The 15,450-nt window shown below is 63.4% G+C and carries 16 protein-coding genes and 1 riboswitch; of the genes, 11 read left to right on the forward strand and 5 right to left on the reverse strand.

Going from position 1 to position 15,450, the window contains the following annotated elements:
• The first annotated feature begins 3 nt into the window (after positions 1–3).
• From LQ564_RS00845 to glf, 3 genes are all read left to right on the forward strand, one after another.
• A complete protein-coding gene (locus tag LQ564_RS00845) occupies positions 4–327 on the forward strand; it encodes a rhodanese-like domain-containing protein (protein ID WP_231056200.1) in 324 nt (107 codons plus the stop codon).
• A gap of 39 nt (positions 328–366) precedes the next feature.
• Entirely contained in the window at positions 367–1,731 is a 1,365-nt protein-coding gene (locus LQ564_RS00850) for a TolC family outer membrane protein (protein ID WP_231056201.1), read from the forward strand.
• 253 nt (positions 1,732–1,984) lie between these two features.
• On the forward strand, positions 1,985–3,139 hold the full coding sequence (gene glf, locus LQ564_RS00855; protein WP_231056202.1) for a UDP-galactopyranose mutase: 1,155 nt from the start codon (positions 1,985–1,987) through the stop codon (positions 3,137–3,139).
• A 48-nt stretch (positions 3,140–3,187) separates the two neighbouring features.
• Here glf and ribB read toward each other — a convergent pair whose 3' ends face one another.
• The 4 genes from ribB to LQ564_RS00875 form a co-directional block, all read right to left on the reverse strand.
• Positions 3,188–3,838, reverse strand: a complete 651-nt coding sequence (ribB, locus tag LQ564_RS00860) for a 3,4-dihydroxy-2-butanone-4-phosphate synthase (protein ID WP_231056203.1) — start codon at positions 3,836–3,838, stop codon at positions 3,188–3,190.
• Between the two features lie 105 nt (positions 3,839–3,943).
• Positions 3,944–4,086, reverse strand: a riboswitch (FMN riboswitch).
• Between the two features lie 75 nt (positions 4,087–4,161).
• Positions 4,162–4,575 carry a lactoylglutathione lyase gene (gene gloA / locus LQ564_RS00865; RefSeq protein WP_231056204.1) on the reverse strand — a complete coding sequence of 138 codons (414 nt, stop codon included), beginning with the start codon at positions 4,573–4,575 and terminating at the stop codon, positions 4,162–4,164.
• A 112-nt stretch (positions 4,576–4,687) separates the two neighbouring features.
• Positions 4,688–5,119, reverse strand: coding sequence for an OsmC family protein (locus LQ564_RS00870; protein ID WP_231056205.1), 432 nt, complete (start codon positions 5,117–5,119; stop codon positions 4,688–4,690).
• Positions 5,120–5,131: 12 nt separating this feature from the next.
• Positions 5,132–5,449, reverse strand: coding sequence for a hypothetical protein (locus tag LQ564_RS00875; RefSeq protein ID WP_231056206.1), 318 nt, complete (start codon positions 5,447–5,449; stop codon positions 5,132–5,134).
• 116 nt (positions 5,450–5,565) lie between these two features.
• Here LQ564_RS00875 and LQ564_RS00880 point away from each other — a divergent pair, with 116 nt between their 5' ends.
• The 4 genes from LQ564_RS00880 to LQ564_RS00895 all read left to right on the forward strand — a co-directional run bounded on the left by LQ564_RS00880 (position 5,566) and on the right by LQ564_RS00895 (position 9,737).
• Positions 5,566–6,498, forward strand: a complete 933-nt coding sequence (locus LQ564_RS00880; RefSeq protein WP_231056207.1) for a DUF3667 domain-containing protein — start codon at positions 5,566–5,568, stop codon at positions 6,496–6,498.
• A 131-nt stretch (positions 6,499–6,629) separates the two neighbouring features.
• Complete coding sequence (locus tag LQ564_RS00885) at positions 6,630–7,535, forward strand: NAD kinase (RefSeq protein WP_231056208.1); 906 nt, start codon at positions 6,630–6,632, stop codon at positions 7,533–7,535.
• 36 nt (positions 7,536–7,571) lie between these two features.
• Complete coding sequence (recN, locus tag LQ564_RS00890) at positions 7,572–9,236, forward strand: DNA repair protein RecN (RefSeq protein ID WP_231056209.1); 1,665 nt, start codon at positions 7,572–7,574, stop codon at positions 9,234–9,236.
• 3 nt (positions 9,237–9,239) lie between these two features.
• On the forward strand, positions 9,240–9,737 hold the full coding sequence (locus LQ564_RS00895) for a hypothetical protein (protein WP_231056210.1): 498 nt from the start codon (positions 9,240–9,242) through the stop codon (positions 9,735–9,737).
• A 48-nt stretch (positions 9,738–9,785) separates the two neighbouring features.
• Here the strand turns inward: LQ564_RS00895 and LQ564_RS00900 are convergent, their stop codons facing one another.
• Positions 9,786–10,550 carry an NYN domain-containing protein gene (locus LQ564_RS00900; RefSeq protein WP_231056211.1) on the reverse strand — a complete coding sequence of 255 codons (765 nt, stop codon included), beginning with the start codon at positions 10,548–10,550 and terminating at the stop codon, positions 9,786–9,788.
• 191 nt (positions 10,551–10,741) lie between these two features.
• On the opposite strand from LQ564_RS00900, the gene LQ564_RS00905 reads away from it, so the two are divergent.
• From LQ564_RS00905 to dnaK, 4 genes are all read left to right on the forward strand, one after another.
• The gene (locus LQ564_RS00905) at positions 10,742–11,170 is read left to right on the forward strand and encodes an organic hydroperoxide resistance protein (RefSeq protein WP_231056212.1); all 429 of its coding nucleotides are present in this window, start codon (positions 10,742–10,744) and stop codon (positions 11,168–11,170) included.
• Positions 11,171–11,257: 87 nt separating this feature from the next.
• Positions 11,258–12,388, forward strand: a complete 1,131-nt coding sequence (hemH, locus tag LQ564_RS00910) for a ferrochelatase (protein WP_231056213.1) — start codon at positions 11,258–11,260, stop codon at positions 12,386–12,388.
• 367 nt (positions 12,389–12,755) lie between these two features.
• Positions 12,756–13,346 carry a nucleotide exchange factor GrpE gene (grpE, locus tag LQ564_RS00915; RefSeq protein ID WP_231056214.1) on the forward strand — a complete coding sequence of 197 codons (591 nt, stop codon included), beginning with the start codon at positions 12,756–12,758 and terminating at the stop codon, positions 13,344–13,346.
• 109 nt (positions 13,347–13,455) lie between these two features.
• Positions 13,456–15,396, forward strand: a complete 1,941-nt coding sequence (dnaK, locus tag LQ564_RS00920; protein ID WP_231056215.1) for a molecular chaperone DnaK — start codon at positions 13,456–13,458, stop codon at positions 15,394–15,396.
• Positions 15,397–15,450 lie beyond the last annotated feature (54 nt).

A 15,450-nucleotide genomic window follows, 5' to 3' on the forward strand; every position in this document is an offset into this window, starting at 1 on the left:
GCGATGCAGCACGTGACCGCCCCCGAGTTGGCCGCACGGCTGGCCGACCCGGCGCAGGAACAGCCCTTGTTGCTGGACGTGCGCGAAAACTGGGAATTCGAGACCTGCCATATCGCGGGCTCGACCCAGATACCGATGCACCTGATCCCGCTGCGCGCCGGCGAATTGCCGGACGAGCGCGAGATCGTGTGCATCTGCCACCATGGAGCGCGCAGCATGCAGGTCGCGAACTTCCTGGAACGTAACGGATTTGAAAACGTAACGAATTTGACGGGCGGAATACACGCCTGGGCCCTGCAGGTCGATCCTTCGATGCCGAAGTATTGACCTGATTCCAAAACTTTGATGACTCCTGTGGAGAATGCAATGCAGAAACCCCTCATAGCCGTGCTGCTTGCCAGCGCATTTTGCTCGCTGAACGCAAGCGCGGCCGACCTGATCCAGGTGTACCAGCAGGCGCTGGCCAACGACGCGACCTTCGCCAGCGCGCGTGCGTCGGCGGCCGCCGGCCGTGAGCGGATCGCACAGGGGAAAGCAGGGCTGCTGCCGAACGTGGGCATCACCGGTAGCATGATCAAGAACGACCGCGACGAATCGCCGTGGAACGAAGGCGCGGTGATCGGCCGCGATCCGGTCACCGGCAGCGACATCATCGTGCCGGGCAGCGGCTCGAACCTGCGCACCTCGCAGTGGTCGCTGGTGCTGACCCAGCCGCTGTTCCGCTGGGACCGCTGGGAAACCTACCAGCAGAGCAAGCTGCAGCAGGCCGTCTCCGAAGCGCAATTTGCCCAGGCCCAGCAAGACCTGATCACGCGCGTGGCGCAAGCCTACTTCGACGTGCTGGCGGCCCAGGACAAGCTGGAGTCGACCCGCGCCCAGAAGACCGCGGTGACCGAGCAGCTGGCCTCGGCCAAGCGCAACTTCGAAGTCGGCACCCAGACCATCACCGACACCCACGAAGCGCAGGCGGCCTACGACCTCGTGATCGCCCAGGAATTCGCGGCCGTGAACGACCTCGAGAACCGCCGCAGCGCCCTGCAGGCCATCATCGGCACCACCCCGGCCGACCTGGCCCAGCTGAAAGCCGGCATCACCCTGAATGCGCCATCGCCGGCCAACGTCGACCCGTGGGTGTCCTCGGCCGAGAACCAGAACTACGGCGTCACGGTATCGCAGCTGAACGTGGAACTGGCCAAGCGCGAGATCTCGCGCACCCGCGCCGGCCACTACCCGACCCTCGACCTGGTGGCGGGCCGCTCGCGTACCCAGATCCATGGCCAGGCAGCGGCGTCGGGCATCGGCACCAACAACAGCATCGGCGTGCAGTACACGGTGCCGATCTTCAGCGGCTTCAGCGTCACCAGCCGCGTGCGCGAAACCATCGCCCTGGAAGACAAGGCGCGCAACGACCTGGAAGCGACCCGCCGCCAGGCCGCCCTGCAGGCGCGCCAGTCCTACCTCGGCGTGAACAGCGGCATGGCGCAGGTGAAGGCGCTGGAAGCGGCGGAAGTGTCGAGCCAGTCGGCGCTGGAATCGAACAAGCTGGGTTACCAGGTGGGCGTGCGCATCAACATCGACGTGCTGAACGCGCAGCGCCAGCTGTACCAGACCCGCACCGACCTGTCGCGTGCGCGCTACGACACGATCCTGAACGGCCTGCGCCTGAAGGCGGCCGCCGGTTCGCTGCGCGAATCGGACCTGGCCGCGGTGAACACGCTGCTCCAGAACTGATCGTTTCGGCGGGTATATCCCGCGATCAATTGTTAAAAAGCCCGAACCACACCGGTTCGGGCTTTTTACCATTTCAGCTCTGGCTGAACCTGCTTTGAACCTCAAATAGTTGACGCACGACAAGTCGTGCGCGGGCGGATTTTTTTGCAAAACTGATAAACTGGCAACGTTAATGCGCATTCAAACGGCAGCCAACACGGGCCCGACCACCGGTGCTCCGAAGTCAGATTTTTCTTCCCTAAGGATAAATAACATGCAAAAGAATATCGCGATCGTCGGCGCCGGTTTCTCCGGGGCCGTCATTGCACGCCAGCTCGCGGAAGCAGGCTATCAAGTCGAGATCTTCGAATCGCGCCCTCACATCGCGGGCAACTGCCATTCCGAACGCGACGCCGAAACCGGCGTCATGGTGCACATCTACGGACCGCACATCTTCCACACCGACATCGAGCGCGTCTGGGAGTACGTGAACCGCTATAGCCGTTTCATGCCCTATGTGAACCGGGTCAAGGCGATCACCAACAACAGCGTCTACACGCTGCCGATCAACCTGCTCACCATCAACCAGTTCTTCGGCAAGACCTTCCGCCCGGCCGAAGCCCAGGAATTCCTGGCCTCGCTCGGCGACAAGTCGATCGAGAATCCGGTGACCTTCGAAGACCAGGCGCTGCGTTTCGTCGGCCGCGAGCTGTACGAAGCCTTCTTCAAGACCTATACCGTCAAGCAGTGGGGCATGCAGCCGACCGAACTGCCGGCCAGCATCCTGAAACGCCTGCCGGTGCGCTTCAACTACGACGACAATTACTTCGCCCACAAATACCAGGGCATGCCGGAAGACGGCTACACCGCGCTGGTCGAGAAGATCCTCGACGTGCCGGGCGTTACCGTGCACCTGAACACCACCTTCGATCCGGCCAACAAGGGCGACTACGCCCACGTGTTCTACAGCGGCCCGATCGACGCCTGGTTCAAGCACACCGAAGGCCGCCTGCCGTACCGCACGCTGGACTTCGAAGTGTTCCGCGACACCGGCGACTACCAGGGCAATGCCGTCATCAATTATTGTGACAATGCACAGCCTTATACCCGCATCACCGAGCACAAGCACTTCTCGCCGTGGGAAAAGCACGAGAAGACCCTGCTGTACAAGGAATACAGCCGCCAGTGCGAAGAAAAGGACATTCCCTACTACCCGATCCGCCAGGCGCGCGACAAGGAGCAGCTGGAACGTTACGTCAAGGTGGCGAACGACGAGCCGAACGTGACGTTCGTGGGCCGCCTCGGCACCTATCGTTACCTGGACATGGACGTGACCATCAACGAAGCGCTGTCGACGGCCGACAAGTTCCTGGAATGTGCGACCAACAACCAGCGTATGCCGGCGTTCGTGATCGATCCGCTGGCTTGATGTCGAACGGTGTGGGCGGATATTCCGCCCACACCGGCATACGCGGCGTTACGCGCCGCGTTGTTTACGCCACTCGATCATTTCGGCGATGGTCAAGATCGGGAAGCCGTGCAAGGCGGCGAACTCCTCGATCTGCTCCCCGCGCATCATCGTCCCATCCGGATTCATCAACTCGCACAGCACCGATGCCGGCTGTAGCCCGGCCATGATGGCGAGGTCGACCGAGCCTTCGGTATGGCCGGCGCGCGCCAGCACGCCGTTCGGGGTCGCGCGCAGCGGGAACACGTGGCCGGGGCGCACCAGGTCTTCCGGTTTCGCATCCGCCGCGATGGCGGTGCGGATGGTGGTGACGCGGTCCAGGGCCGACACGCCGGTGGTGACGCCATGGCGCGCCTCGATCGAGACCGTGAACGGGGTGCCGTAGCGGCTGCCGTTTTCAAGCACCATTGGCGGCAGTTCCAGCGCGCGCACCTTGTCGGCGGACAGGCACAGGCACACGATGCCGCTGCATTCGCGGATCAGGAGCGCCATGGTTTCGACGCTCAGCTTTTCCGCGGCGACGATCAGGTCGGCCTCGTTCTCGCGGTCGAAATCGTCGAGCAGGATGACAGGGACACCGTTGCGGGTGGCTTCCAGGGCAGCGGCGATGCGGCCTTCCAGGTCGGTGCTGTGAAGGGTAGGGGGGGTGGTGACTAACATGTGAAACGCTCCTCGCGAAATGGCTATGGCGAAAAACGCATCAGGGCAAAGCGGATACGCACGCTCTCCCAGCCATCAAGGACGGCAGGAACAGCGCATGACAGCGCACATCTTCTTTCATCCGGACTATACCGTCGGCCCTGGCTTCTCACCAGGTCTGCTGACCCTGCTCACGCAGGCGCTCGCGGGCTCGGCCCATTGCAGGCCATACCGCCGGTGGGGAATCGCACCCCGCCCCGAAGACGTATTGATTTGTTGCCTGGGGATCCAGGCGGGGGATAGTGTAGCAGCGCCCGGCAGAGCTTGCCGGGCGCTGCTAGTTTTCAGCTGGAGAGGCCGGCGCCAGCGGCATTGTCCTTGCGCTCGATGAGCTCGACCTTGTAGCCGTCCGGGTCGGTGATGAAGGCGATCACGGTGGTGCCGCCCTTGACCGGGCCCGGTTCGCGGGTGATGTTGCCGCCGGCTGCGCGCACGGTGTCGCAGGTGGCGTAGATGTCGTCGGCCGAGATGGCGATGTGGCCATAGGCGGTGCCCATGTCGTAGCTGTCGGTGCCGTAGTTGTAGGTCAGCTCGAGTTCGGCGTGGTCGGGGTTGCTGCCGTAGCCGAGGAAGGCGAGCTTGTACTTGTATTCGGGGTTGTCGCTGGTGCGCAGCAGTTTCATGCCGAGCACATTGGTGTAGAAGTCGATGGAGCGTTGCAGGTCGCCGACGCGAAGCATGGTGTGCAGGATGCGCATGGGGGGTCTTTCAGGAGAAACGGAAAGAGGGCATTTTATGCGGTGGGCGCGGTTTTTGCAGGGCGGCAGCCGGATGCCGCGCGGGCGGACATCCGGACATTGAACGCGACGTTCAGTTCTCGAGGCGCGAGGTCAGCGTGATCTCGGCGTTCAGCAGCTTCGACACCGGGCAGTTTTCTTTGGCGGTGGTGGCGGCCTTATCAAAAGCTTCCTGGCTGGCGCCGGGGATCTTCGCCACCAGGTCGAGGTGCACGGCGGTGATCGAGAAGCCGCCTTCGACCTTTTCCATCGATACGGTGGCCGTGGTGCGCAGTTCTTCGGCGGTCAGGCCGGCCTGGCCGAGCTGGCCGGACAGGGCCATCGTGAAGCAGCCGGCGTGGGCGGCGCCGATCAGTTCTTCCGGGTTGGTGCCGGGGCCGTCTTCGAAGCGGGTGTTGAAGCCGTACTGGGAATCCCTGAGGACGCCGCTGCCGGTCGAGACCGCACCCTTGCCGTCCTTCAGGCCGCCGCTCCAGACGGCGCTGCCGTTGCGTTTAATGGTCATTGCTGTTTTCCTTTATCGGTTCTTGCCCGGTTCCGAATCGACGGAATCGTGGCGCGCCATCGAGCGATGGCGGTCGGGTTGGGGATTGGCCTGGCCGCTGGCGCCGGGCTTCGGATCGACGGCGCGGTCCAGGCCCTCGTCGTTGGTGCCGTAGCAGTCGGTGTTCTGCAGGCCCTGGGCGATGTCTTCGGCGGCCTGCTTGATGACGCCGCGCGGTTCCTGGTCCTGGCCGTCCGGGCTTTCGTCGCGCTCGTGAGGCTGGCGCTTGACCTGGTCGTTTTCAATCGGGGCCTTCGTGTTCACGAAGCGGTCTTTGGTTTCAGTCACCATGTTGCTCTCCTTGCATGTGCTTTGACTGAATCGTAAGCGTTTGCGGCGAATGAAGTCGCGCAATTGGCCCTTTGACGTGGGAATGAGAGATGCTTTTTTGCAATTGAACGGCTAACATGATGGCTTCGCCCAGCCGCCCGGACCGCATCGTGACTACCGACGCCCTCATCGAACATCAGCACCTGGAAAACTGCCGGAACTGCGGCGCCATCACACAAGGTAATTTCTGCCAGCAGTGCGGGCAGGCGACCCACCTGCACGTGCCGAGCGCGCGCGAATTCCTGCACGAATTCGTCGCCCACTACGTGGCGCTCGAGGGCAAGCTGTGGCATTCCCTGAAGCTCTTGATTTTCAAACCGGGACTGCTGACCCGCGAATACATCGAAGGCCGGCGCGTACGCTACGTCGAGCCGCTGCGTCTGTACCTCAGCTTCAGCATCATTTTCTTCTTCGTCATCAAGATGAGCGGCGTGGAGATCATCAACCTGGGCGAGAGCGAGCGGTCGCCGCAGGCCGAACGAGCCCAGGCGGCCCTCACTGCGCCTGCCACCGCGCCCGATAAGGCGAAACCCGGGAAAATCGAGAGCAAGCAGATCGAAGTACAGGCGTTTGGCGAGTACAGCAAGAGCTTGAGCGATCGGATCAACAAGGTCCTGTCCTTGCCGCGTGACCAGCTCAAGGACCTGGCCAAGCGCACCTTCTTCAGCTATGTCCCCTACGCGATCTTCCTGATGATGCCGGTGTTTGCCCTCTACCTGAAGCTTCTCTACCTCGGTTCCGGCCGACGCTATGGCGAACATTTCCTGTTCGCCTTGCACAGCAATGCCTTCGCCTTTCTCATGCTGAGCCTGTTTGTCGTGGCGGACGGCTGGAACTTCGTGCGTTTCGTGCTGCTGGCGTGGCTGACCTTCTACCTGCCGACGGCGCTGCGCCGTGTCTATGGCGGCGGCCGCACCGTCACCGCGCTGCGCTGGGCGGTCCTGATGTTCCTGCATGTAATCACCATGGGCATCGCCATGACGGCGGCGATCAGCATGATCTTGCTCTGAGGCCGGGCTAGCGCTTATACTCGCTCATACTGTTTATTTGTACAGTCATTTGCCGCCCATCCGCCCGGGCTCGTATGGCAGACGCTGGGAGAATCGGTTAATCTCGCAGCTCCTTAGCAACCACCCGAGACATGCCTGTGACGCCTGAACCGCAACAAATCATCGCGCTCGTGGTGCGGCAAAACACTCCCGGCATCGACGAGCCCGTCAAGCGGCTGGTCGACTACCTGGAGGCGTCCGGCTATCGCGTGGTGTTCGAGGCCGACACTGCGGCCCACCTCGGCATGGCGGAGGTGGAAGCCATGAGCGTGGCCGAGATCGGCGAACGCGCGGATTACGCGGTGGTCATGGGCGGCGACGGCACCATGCTAGGCATCGCGCGCCAGCTGGCGCGCTACGACATCCCGCTGATCGGCATCAACTCCGGCCGCCTGGGCTTCATCACCGACATCCCGATCGACCGCATGGTTCCGGCCCTGGACGAGATCCTCAAGGGCGGCCAGGTGCAGGCCGAAGAGCGCACCCTCCTGGCGGCGCGCGTGGTGCGCGACGGCGCCGAGATCTATTGCAGCGTCGCCTTCAACGATGTGGTGGTGGCGCGCGGCACCGGCGCCGGCATGGTCGAGCTGCGCGTGACGGTGGATGGCGAATTCATGTACAACCAGCGTTCGGACGGCCTGATCGTCTCGACCCCGACCGGCTCCACCGCGTATGCGCTGTCGGCCGGCGGCCCGCTGCTGCATCCGCGCCTGCAGGGCGTGACCCTGGTGCCGATCGCGCCGCATGCGCTGTCGAACCGCCCGATCGTGGTGCCGGAAGAGAGCGAGATCGTGGTCGAGCTGGTCGCCGGGCGCGACATCAGCGTCAACTTCGACATGCAGACGTTTACCAGCCTGCAGCTGGGCGACCGTATCGTCATCTCGCGCTCGCCGCACACGATCACCTTCCTGCATCCCTGCGGCTGGAGCTATTACCATACGCTGCGTGAAAAGCTGCACTGGAACGAATACCCGACCAACGAAGGCAAGCTCGGTTGAACGAGACATCGAGCTACACAGGAGACCCGATTTTTCATGCTGCGCACACTTACCATCCGTGACTTCGTCATCGTCGACACGATCGAACTCGAGTTCTCGAACGGTTTCACGGTGTTCACCGGCGAGACCGGCGCCGGCAAGTCGATCCTGATCGACGCGCTGCAACTGGCGCTGGGCGGGCGCGGCGACGCGAGCATGGTGCGCGAAGGCGCGGCCAAGGCCGACATCACCGCCGAATTCGTGCTCGGCACCACGCCGCGCTCCTGGCTGGCCGCCAACGAGTTCAATGTGGAAGAGGGCACCGCGCTGGTGCGCCGCGTGATCGACAACGCCGGCCGCTCCAAGGCCTGGATCAACGGCGTCAGCGCCACCGCGACCCAGCTGCGCGACCTGGGCGAGATGCTGGTCGACATCCACGGCCAGCACGCGCACCAGTCGCTGCTGAAAACCGAGGCGCAGCGCGAGCTGCTCGACAACCAGATCGCCGTGCGCGAGCCGGGCACGATGGCCGACATCCTCGAGATCCAGACCGCCTACAAATCCTGGCGCGCCCTGGTGCGCCAGCGCGAGGAATTCGAGAACGACGCGCGCAACGTGCTGCTCGAGCGCGAACGCCTCGAATGGCAGGTCGGCGAACTCGACAAGCTGGCGCCGAAGGCCGGCGAATGGGCCGAGATCAGCAACGAGCACAGCCGCCTGTCGCACGCCGCCAGCCTGCTCGACGGCGCCCAGGAAGCGCTGCAGGCGATCTCGGAATCGGACAGCCCGATCCTGTCGCAGCTGTCTTCGCTGAACTCGAAGCTGGGCAAGCTGGTGGACGTCGACGCCCAGCTGCAGACCGTGCTCGACTGCATGGAGCCGGCCCGCATCCAGCTGCAGGAAGCGGTGTACGCGCTCAACAACTACATCGACAAGGTCGAGCTCGACCCGGACCGCCTGCGCGAAGTCGACGCCCGCATGGACGCGCTGCACAGCGCCGCCCGCAAGTTCCGCACCACGCCGGAAGAGCTGCACGAAGAGCATGCGGCCCTCAAGGCCAAGCTGCAGCAGCTGGCCGACGCCAGCGACCTCGAAGGTCTGCGCAAGCAGGAAGACAAGGCCAAGGCCGCCTACATGACGGTGGCGCAGCGCATGTCGAAGCGGCGCGCCGCGGCGGCCGTCGAGCTGGGCCGCCAGGTCACGGCCGCGATGCAGGAACTGAGCATGAGCGGCGGCAGCTTCGCGGTGGCGCTGAGCGAAGGCGAGCCGGGCGCGCATGGCCTGGAGCAGGTCGAATTCCTGGTCGCCGGCCACACCGGCGTCGCCCCGCGGCCGCTGGCCAAGGTGGCGTCGGGCGGCGAACTGGCGCGCATCTCGCTGGCGATCGCCGTGATCACCGCGCACGCCACCACCACCCCGACCCTGATCTTCGACGAGGTCGACACCGGCATCGGCGGCGGCGTGGCCGAGGTGGTCGGCCGCCTGCTCAAGCGCCTGGGCCAGCAGCGCCAGGTGCTGTGCGTGACCCACCTGCCGCAGGTGGCGAGCCAGGCCAACCAGCATTTCCAGGTGGCCAAGGGCACCACGGGCGAAGGCCGCACCGTGTCGCGCATCGACGTGCTCGACAACCGGGCGCGGGTGGAAGAGGTGGCGCGCATGCTGGGCGGGATCGAGATTACCGAGACCACGCGCAAGCATGCGCGGGAATTGCTGGCGTCCTGAGCGATGTCGCCTGATGCCATCGTCCGCTGCCTGCTGGAGGACGATGGCGCCTGCCGGGATATCAATTTTTCAGAGCATATTTCGACTGCGGGCGCCCAGGCCCTGGTCACGGTGATCGCAATACGCTGGCAGCTGACGCGCGCCACGGATGGCGACGGCAATGCGATTGCCCAGGGCACGCTGCAGGATTGCCTGTCGCGCCCAAGCGGAGCGCTGTCCACGGTGTGGCAGGGACCGGCCATTCCGCGCCACCTCCAGGCCTTTTTTCACTGGACTTGCATCGACCGGGTGTTTTGTGAGCTGACCTTTTTCCCTGCAGACCTGGACCGGCCGCGGTTCGTACTGGAGGACTTCCTGCGGGTGTTGGCAGTGTTTGTCCTGGCAGCCCAATCCGACGAGTACTACGTGCGTTTCGAAGACGCGTCGTGGTCGCATGCCGCAAGCAGCAGCGAAAGCGTCATCTTTTCGCACGAGACCATGCCGCTGAAACCGGTGGTCTGAGCCATTGATAGTGCCAAGTCGAGGTGTTGCGTCTTCGGCACGGGCGGACTACGTGCCCGACGATGACGCGCTCGCCCTGGACTGCTTCTCGTCCCGGAAGCGGACATACAGTGTTGCCGCACCAATTCCTTCGCTGGAACTGACGGTCTTCAGTTCCAGGAATGCCTGCGCGCGCATCAGTCCGCTCAATTTCGCGTAGCCGTAGTTGCGGGCATCGAAGTCCGGATTGGTCTTCGTGATCAGGGCACCCACGCCGGATAGTGGGGCCCAGCCATCGTCGCGCATCGCGGCGGTGACGGCATCTTTCAGGATGCTTTCCAGCTGCTTGCTTCCTGCCGTCTCGACCGGCGCAGTGGGCGCGGGCGACGTGGCTGCGCGCAGGATCTCGGTGTACACGAACTTGTCGCAGGCGACGACGAAGGGCGGCGGCGTCTTCTGCTCGCCGAAGCCGTACACCACCAGCCCGGATTCGCGGATCCGGGTTGCCAGCCGCGTGAAATCGCTGTCGGACGACACCAGACAGAAGCCGTCCACGCGGCCCGAATGCAGCAAGTCCATCGCATCGATGATGAGCGCGCAATCGGTCGCGTTCTTTCCGCTCGTATAGCTGAACTGCTGGATCGGCTGCAAGGCGTGCTGGTTCAGCGTTTCCTTCCAGCCTCTCAGGTTCGGCGTGGTCCAGTCGCCATAGACGCGCTTGACCGTGGCAACGCCGTATTTCGAGACCTCGACCAATAACTCCCGGATGATCGAGGACTGTGCATTATCGGCGTCGATCAGCACCGCTAGGCGGACGTTGTGTTGGGTTCCCATGAAGCGCAGTCTCCTTTCGCAGCATCAGTATCTGCGAAAGTGCTTATCCGCAGGACGGAGCCAAGGAAATTATCCCAGTCGAATACGCCGAGATGGCCGCGGGACGAACACCGAGGATTTCCGTTCTATGGCAAAGTAGCCAACGTTCCGCATCCGCGAACGCGACCACAACAACACAGGAGGAAAGTCCAATGAGCATCGACAAAGTGCTGTACCGCGCCCAGGCCACGTCGCAAGGCGGCCGTGAAGGCAGCTCGAAAAGTTCCGACGGCGTCCTGGACCTGCAACTGAGCACCCCGAAGGAACTCGGCGGTGGCGGCGGCCCCGGCACCAATCCCGAGCAGCTGTTCGCGGCCGGCTATTCGGCCTGCTTCCTGGGGGCGCTGAAATTCGTGGCGAGCCAGGCCAAGGTGACGCTGCCGCAAGACCTGACCGTGACCGGCGACGTCGGCATCGGCCAGATCCCGACCGGCTTCGGCATCGAGGTCGACCTCACGGTCAACGGCCCCGGCATGGACCAGCAGCAGCTGCAGGAACTGGTCGACAAGGCCCACATCGTCTGCCCCTACTCGAACGCCACCCGCAACAACATCGACGTGCGTCTGCGCGTGACGACCTGAGCTGACCCGCTGTTGTAAGCCTTCCACATGCGTGGCGGAAGGGGAGGCCAATCTATAATAGTGCCTCCCTTTTCACCATCGTCGCTCATGCCATTCAGAAAAGAACCGCCTTTCACCCACGGTACCGTTCCCGGCAACGCCATCGTGCTGGTCAACCTCGGTACCCCGGACGAGCCCAGCCGCAAGGCGGTGCGCCGTTACCTGAAGCAGTTCCTTTCCGATCCGCGCGTGGTCGAGATTCCGTCGAAGGTGTGGTGGTTCATCCTGCACCTGTTCATCCTGCCTTTCCGCTCGGGCAAGTCGGCCGCGAAGTACCGCACCATCTGGACCAGGGACGGCTCGCCGCTGAAGGTGTTCACTTCCAGGCAAGCGACGCTGCTGGGCAAGCAGCTGGCGGAGCGCGAGCACGAGAACGTGAAGGTAGTGATGGCGATGCGCTACGGCTCGCCGTCGCTGCCCGAGGTGCTGGACCAGCTGAAAGCCGAACACGTCGAGCGCATCGTCGTGCTGCCGGCCTATCCGCAGTATTCCGGCACCACCACGGCCTCGATCTGGGACGCCGTCTACGCCCACTTCGGCAAGGTGCGCAACGTTCCCGAGCTGCGCCTGGTGAAGCACTACCACGACCACGAGGGCTACATCGAGGCGCTGCGCGAGCGCGTCGAATCGTATTGGGAAACCCACGGCCGCGGCCAGAAGCTGGTGATGAGCTTCCACGGCGTGCCGAAGCGCACCCTGATGCTGGGCGACCCCTATTTCTGCGAATGCCACAAGACCGCGCGCCTGCTGGCGGTGGCCCTGGGCATGGGCGCCGACGAGTACGTCGTCACCTTCCAGTCGCGCTTCGGCAAGGCCGAGTGGCTGCAGCCGTATACCGCGCCGACGGTGCAGGAACTGGCGCGCCAGGGTCTCGAACGCATCGACGTGATCTGTCCGGGCTTTACCAGCGACTGCCTGGAAACCCTGGAAGAAATCAATATGGAAGTGCGGCACGATTTCGAATCTGCCGGCGGCAAGGAATTCCACTACATTCCTTGCCTGAACGATTCGCCGGCCTGGATCGCGGGCCTGGCCGAAATCGCCGAACAGCACCTGGTCGGCTGGCCGACCATCCTCAGCCCGGCCCAGCGCGCGGCCCAGAAGCGCGACGCGCTGGTGGGCGCCCAGTACGCGGCCCAGCTGGGCGCGGAAGCCGGTGTTGCCGACCTGTTAAAATAAACGGTTGCCCGACGGCGTCGCCGCCATCACGAATGCCACGGCGACGCACTGATCCCGACGTAGCACAGCCACGCGAGCACCGCGATGGTATAGAGCACGACAGCACTACTGATCAGTTGAAGTCTCATGATGGTTTCCTTGAAGCCAGCGATCAGCTTGTCGCAAGCTTGACAAGAAGGTTAAGACTTTTCTCAGGGAAATGATTCAGGTAAACCGTAAATCTTGTAACAAATGATTTCTACTTTTTCAGCATGGTATCTCTGCAATACCCCTTGAAAATGTAGGAGATCGCCCCATCTGGTTGCCTGTGTGTCAGGCAGGACACGTTGTATATTCAGCCAAGTCCTTGATTCTAGGAGTTTTTTCGATGCAAGACCAAGAAAACCAAGAGGTGTCCCAGCAGCAGTCGCAGGCCGATGCCGCTGCTGCCGCCAATGAAGCCGCCCAGGCGAGCGCAGGCCAGGCCGGTGTGCCGCCGAGCGCCGACGCAGCCATGCAGTCGGACCTGGAAGCACAGCTGAGCGCCACCGAAGCCAAGCTGGCCGAAACCCATGACGCCTTCATGCGCGCCAAGGCCGACGCGGAAAACATCCGCCGCCGCGCCCAGGAAGATGTCAGCAAAGCCCATAAATTCGCCATCGAAAGCTTCGCCGAGGCCATGGTGCCGGTGCGCGACAGCCTGGAAATGGCGCTGAAGGTCGAAACCCAGACCGTGGAAGCGATGCGCGAAGGCGTCGAGATGACGCTCAAGCAGCTCGCCGCCGCGTTCGAGAAGAACCGCCTGGTCGAAGTGATGCCGCAGGCGGGCGAGAAGCTGGACCCGAACAAGCACCAGGCCGTGGCCGTGGTGCCGTCCGAGCAGGAGGCCAATACCGTGGTCACCGTGCTGCAGAAGGGCTACATGATTGCCGACCGCCTCTTGCGGCCGGCCATCGTGACGGCAGCTGCGCCGAAATAAGTACTGACGGCGCGCTGACCGGGGCTGATGAGCGGCCCCTTGAAAGCACGCAGTTTTTCCCAATATTCGAATCCATCCGAAACTACTGTATTTAAAAGGAAAACAAATCATGGGCAAGATCATCGGTATTGACCTGGGGACCACCAACTCCTGCGTCGCCATCATGGAAAATGGCCAGCCGAAAGTCATCGAGAATGCGGAAGGCGCGCGCACCACGCCGTCGATCATCGCGTACCAGGAAGATGGCGAGATCCTGGTCGGCGCGCCGGCCAAGCGCCAGGCGGTCACCAACCCGAAGAACACCCTGTTCGCCGTCAAGCGCCTGATCGGCCGCAAGTACGACGAAAAAGAAGTGCAGAAGGACATCGCACTGATGCCGTACCAGATCGTCAAGGCCGACAACGGCGACGCCTGGGTCGGCGTGCGCGACAAGAAGCTGGCTGCCCAGCAGATCTCGGCTGAAGTCCTGCGCAAGATGAAGAAGACCGCCGAGGACTACCTGGGCGAGGAAGTCACCGAAGCCGTCATCACCGTGCCGGCCTACTTCAACGACTCGCAGCGCCAGGCGACCAAGGACGCCGGCCGCATCGCGGGCCTGGACGTCAAGCGCATCATCAACGAGCCGACCGCGGCCGCGCTGGCCTTCGGCCTGGACAAGACCGACAAGGGCGACCGCAAGATCGCCGTGTATGACCTCGGCGGCGGCACCTTCGACGTCTCGATCATCGAGATCGCGGACGTCGACGGCGAGAAGCAGTTCGAAGTGCTGTCGACCAACGGCGACACCTTCCTGGGCGGCGAAGACTTCGACCAGCGCGTGATCGACTACATCATCGACGAGTTCAAGAAGATCAACGGCCTCGACCTGTCGAAAGACCCGATCGCCCTGCAGCGCATCAAGGCGTCGGCCGAGCGCGCCAAGATCGAGCTGTCGTCGTCGCAGCAGACCGAGATCAACGAGCCCTACATCGCGATGGCGAACGGCGCTCCGGTCCACCTGAACATGAAGATCACCCGCGCCAAGCTGGAAGCCCTGGTCGAGGAACTGATCGCCAAGACCATCGAGCCGTGCCGCATCGCCATCAAGGATGCCGGCGTGAAGGTCACCGACATCGACGACATCATCCTGGTCGGCGGCATGACCCGCATGCCGAAGGTGCAGGAAAAAGTGAAGGAATTCTTCGGCAAGGATGCACGCAAGGACGTGAACCCGGACGAAGCCGTCGCCGTCGGCGCCGCCATTCAAGGTTCGGTCCTGTCGGGCGACCGCAAGGACCTGCTGCTGCTGGACGTGACCCCGCTGTCGCTGGGCATCGAAACCCTGGGCGGCGTGATGACCAAGATGATCCACAAGAACACCACGATCCCGACCAAGTTCTCGCAGGTGTTCTCGACCGCCGACGACAACCAGCCGGCCGTGACCATCAAGGTCTACCAGGGCGAGCGCGAAATCGCAGCCGGTAACAAGGGCCTGGGCGAGTTCAACCTCGAAGGCATCCCGCCGGCGGCACGCGGCACCCCGCAGATCGAAGTGACCTTCGACATCGACGCCAACGGCATCCTGCACGTCGGCGCCAAGGACAAGGCCACCGGCAAGGAAAACAAGATCACCATCAAGGCGAACTCGGGCCTGTCGGAAGAAGAAATCCAGAAGATGGTGAAGGACGCCGAGCTGAACGCGGAAGAGGACAAGAAGGTCAAGGAACTGGCCGAAGCCCGCAACCAGGGCGACGCGCTGGTGCACTCGACCCGCAAGTCCCTGACCGAATACGGCGACAAGCTGGAAGCCGGCGAGAAGGAAGCCATCGAAGCGGCGATCACCGACCTGGAGGGCGCGATCAAGTCGGGCGACAAGGCGGACATCGACGCCAAGACGTCAAGCCTCTCGGCCGCCTCGCAGAAGCTGGGCGAGAAGATGTACGCCGACATGCAGGCGCAGCAGGCCGGCGCGGCCGGCGGCCAGCAGCCGGGCGGCGAAGCTCCTGGCCAGCAGGCGCAAGCCGACGACGTGGTCGACGCCGACTTCAAGGAAGTGAAAGACGCGAAGTAATCTCCGGCGGCGCGGGTTGCGAGACCCGCTCCGCAGCACGGAACCACCGAGCCG

Source organism: Massilia phyllostachyos (assembly GCF_021044825.1).
GTDB lineage: Bacteria > Pseudomonadota > Gammaproteobacteria > Burkholderiales > Burkholderiaceae_D > Telluria > Telluria phyllostachyos.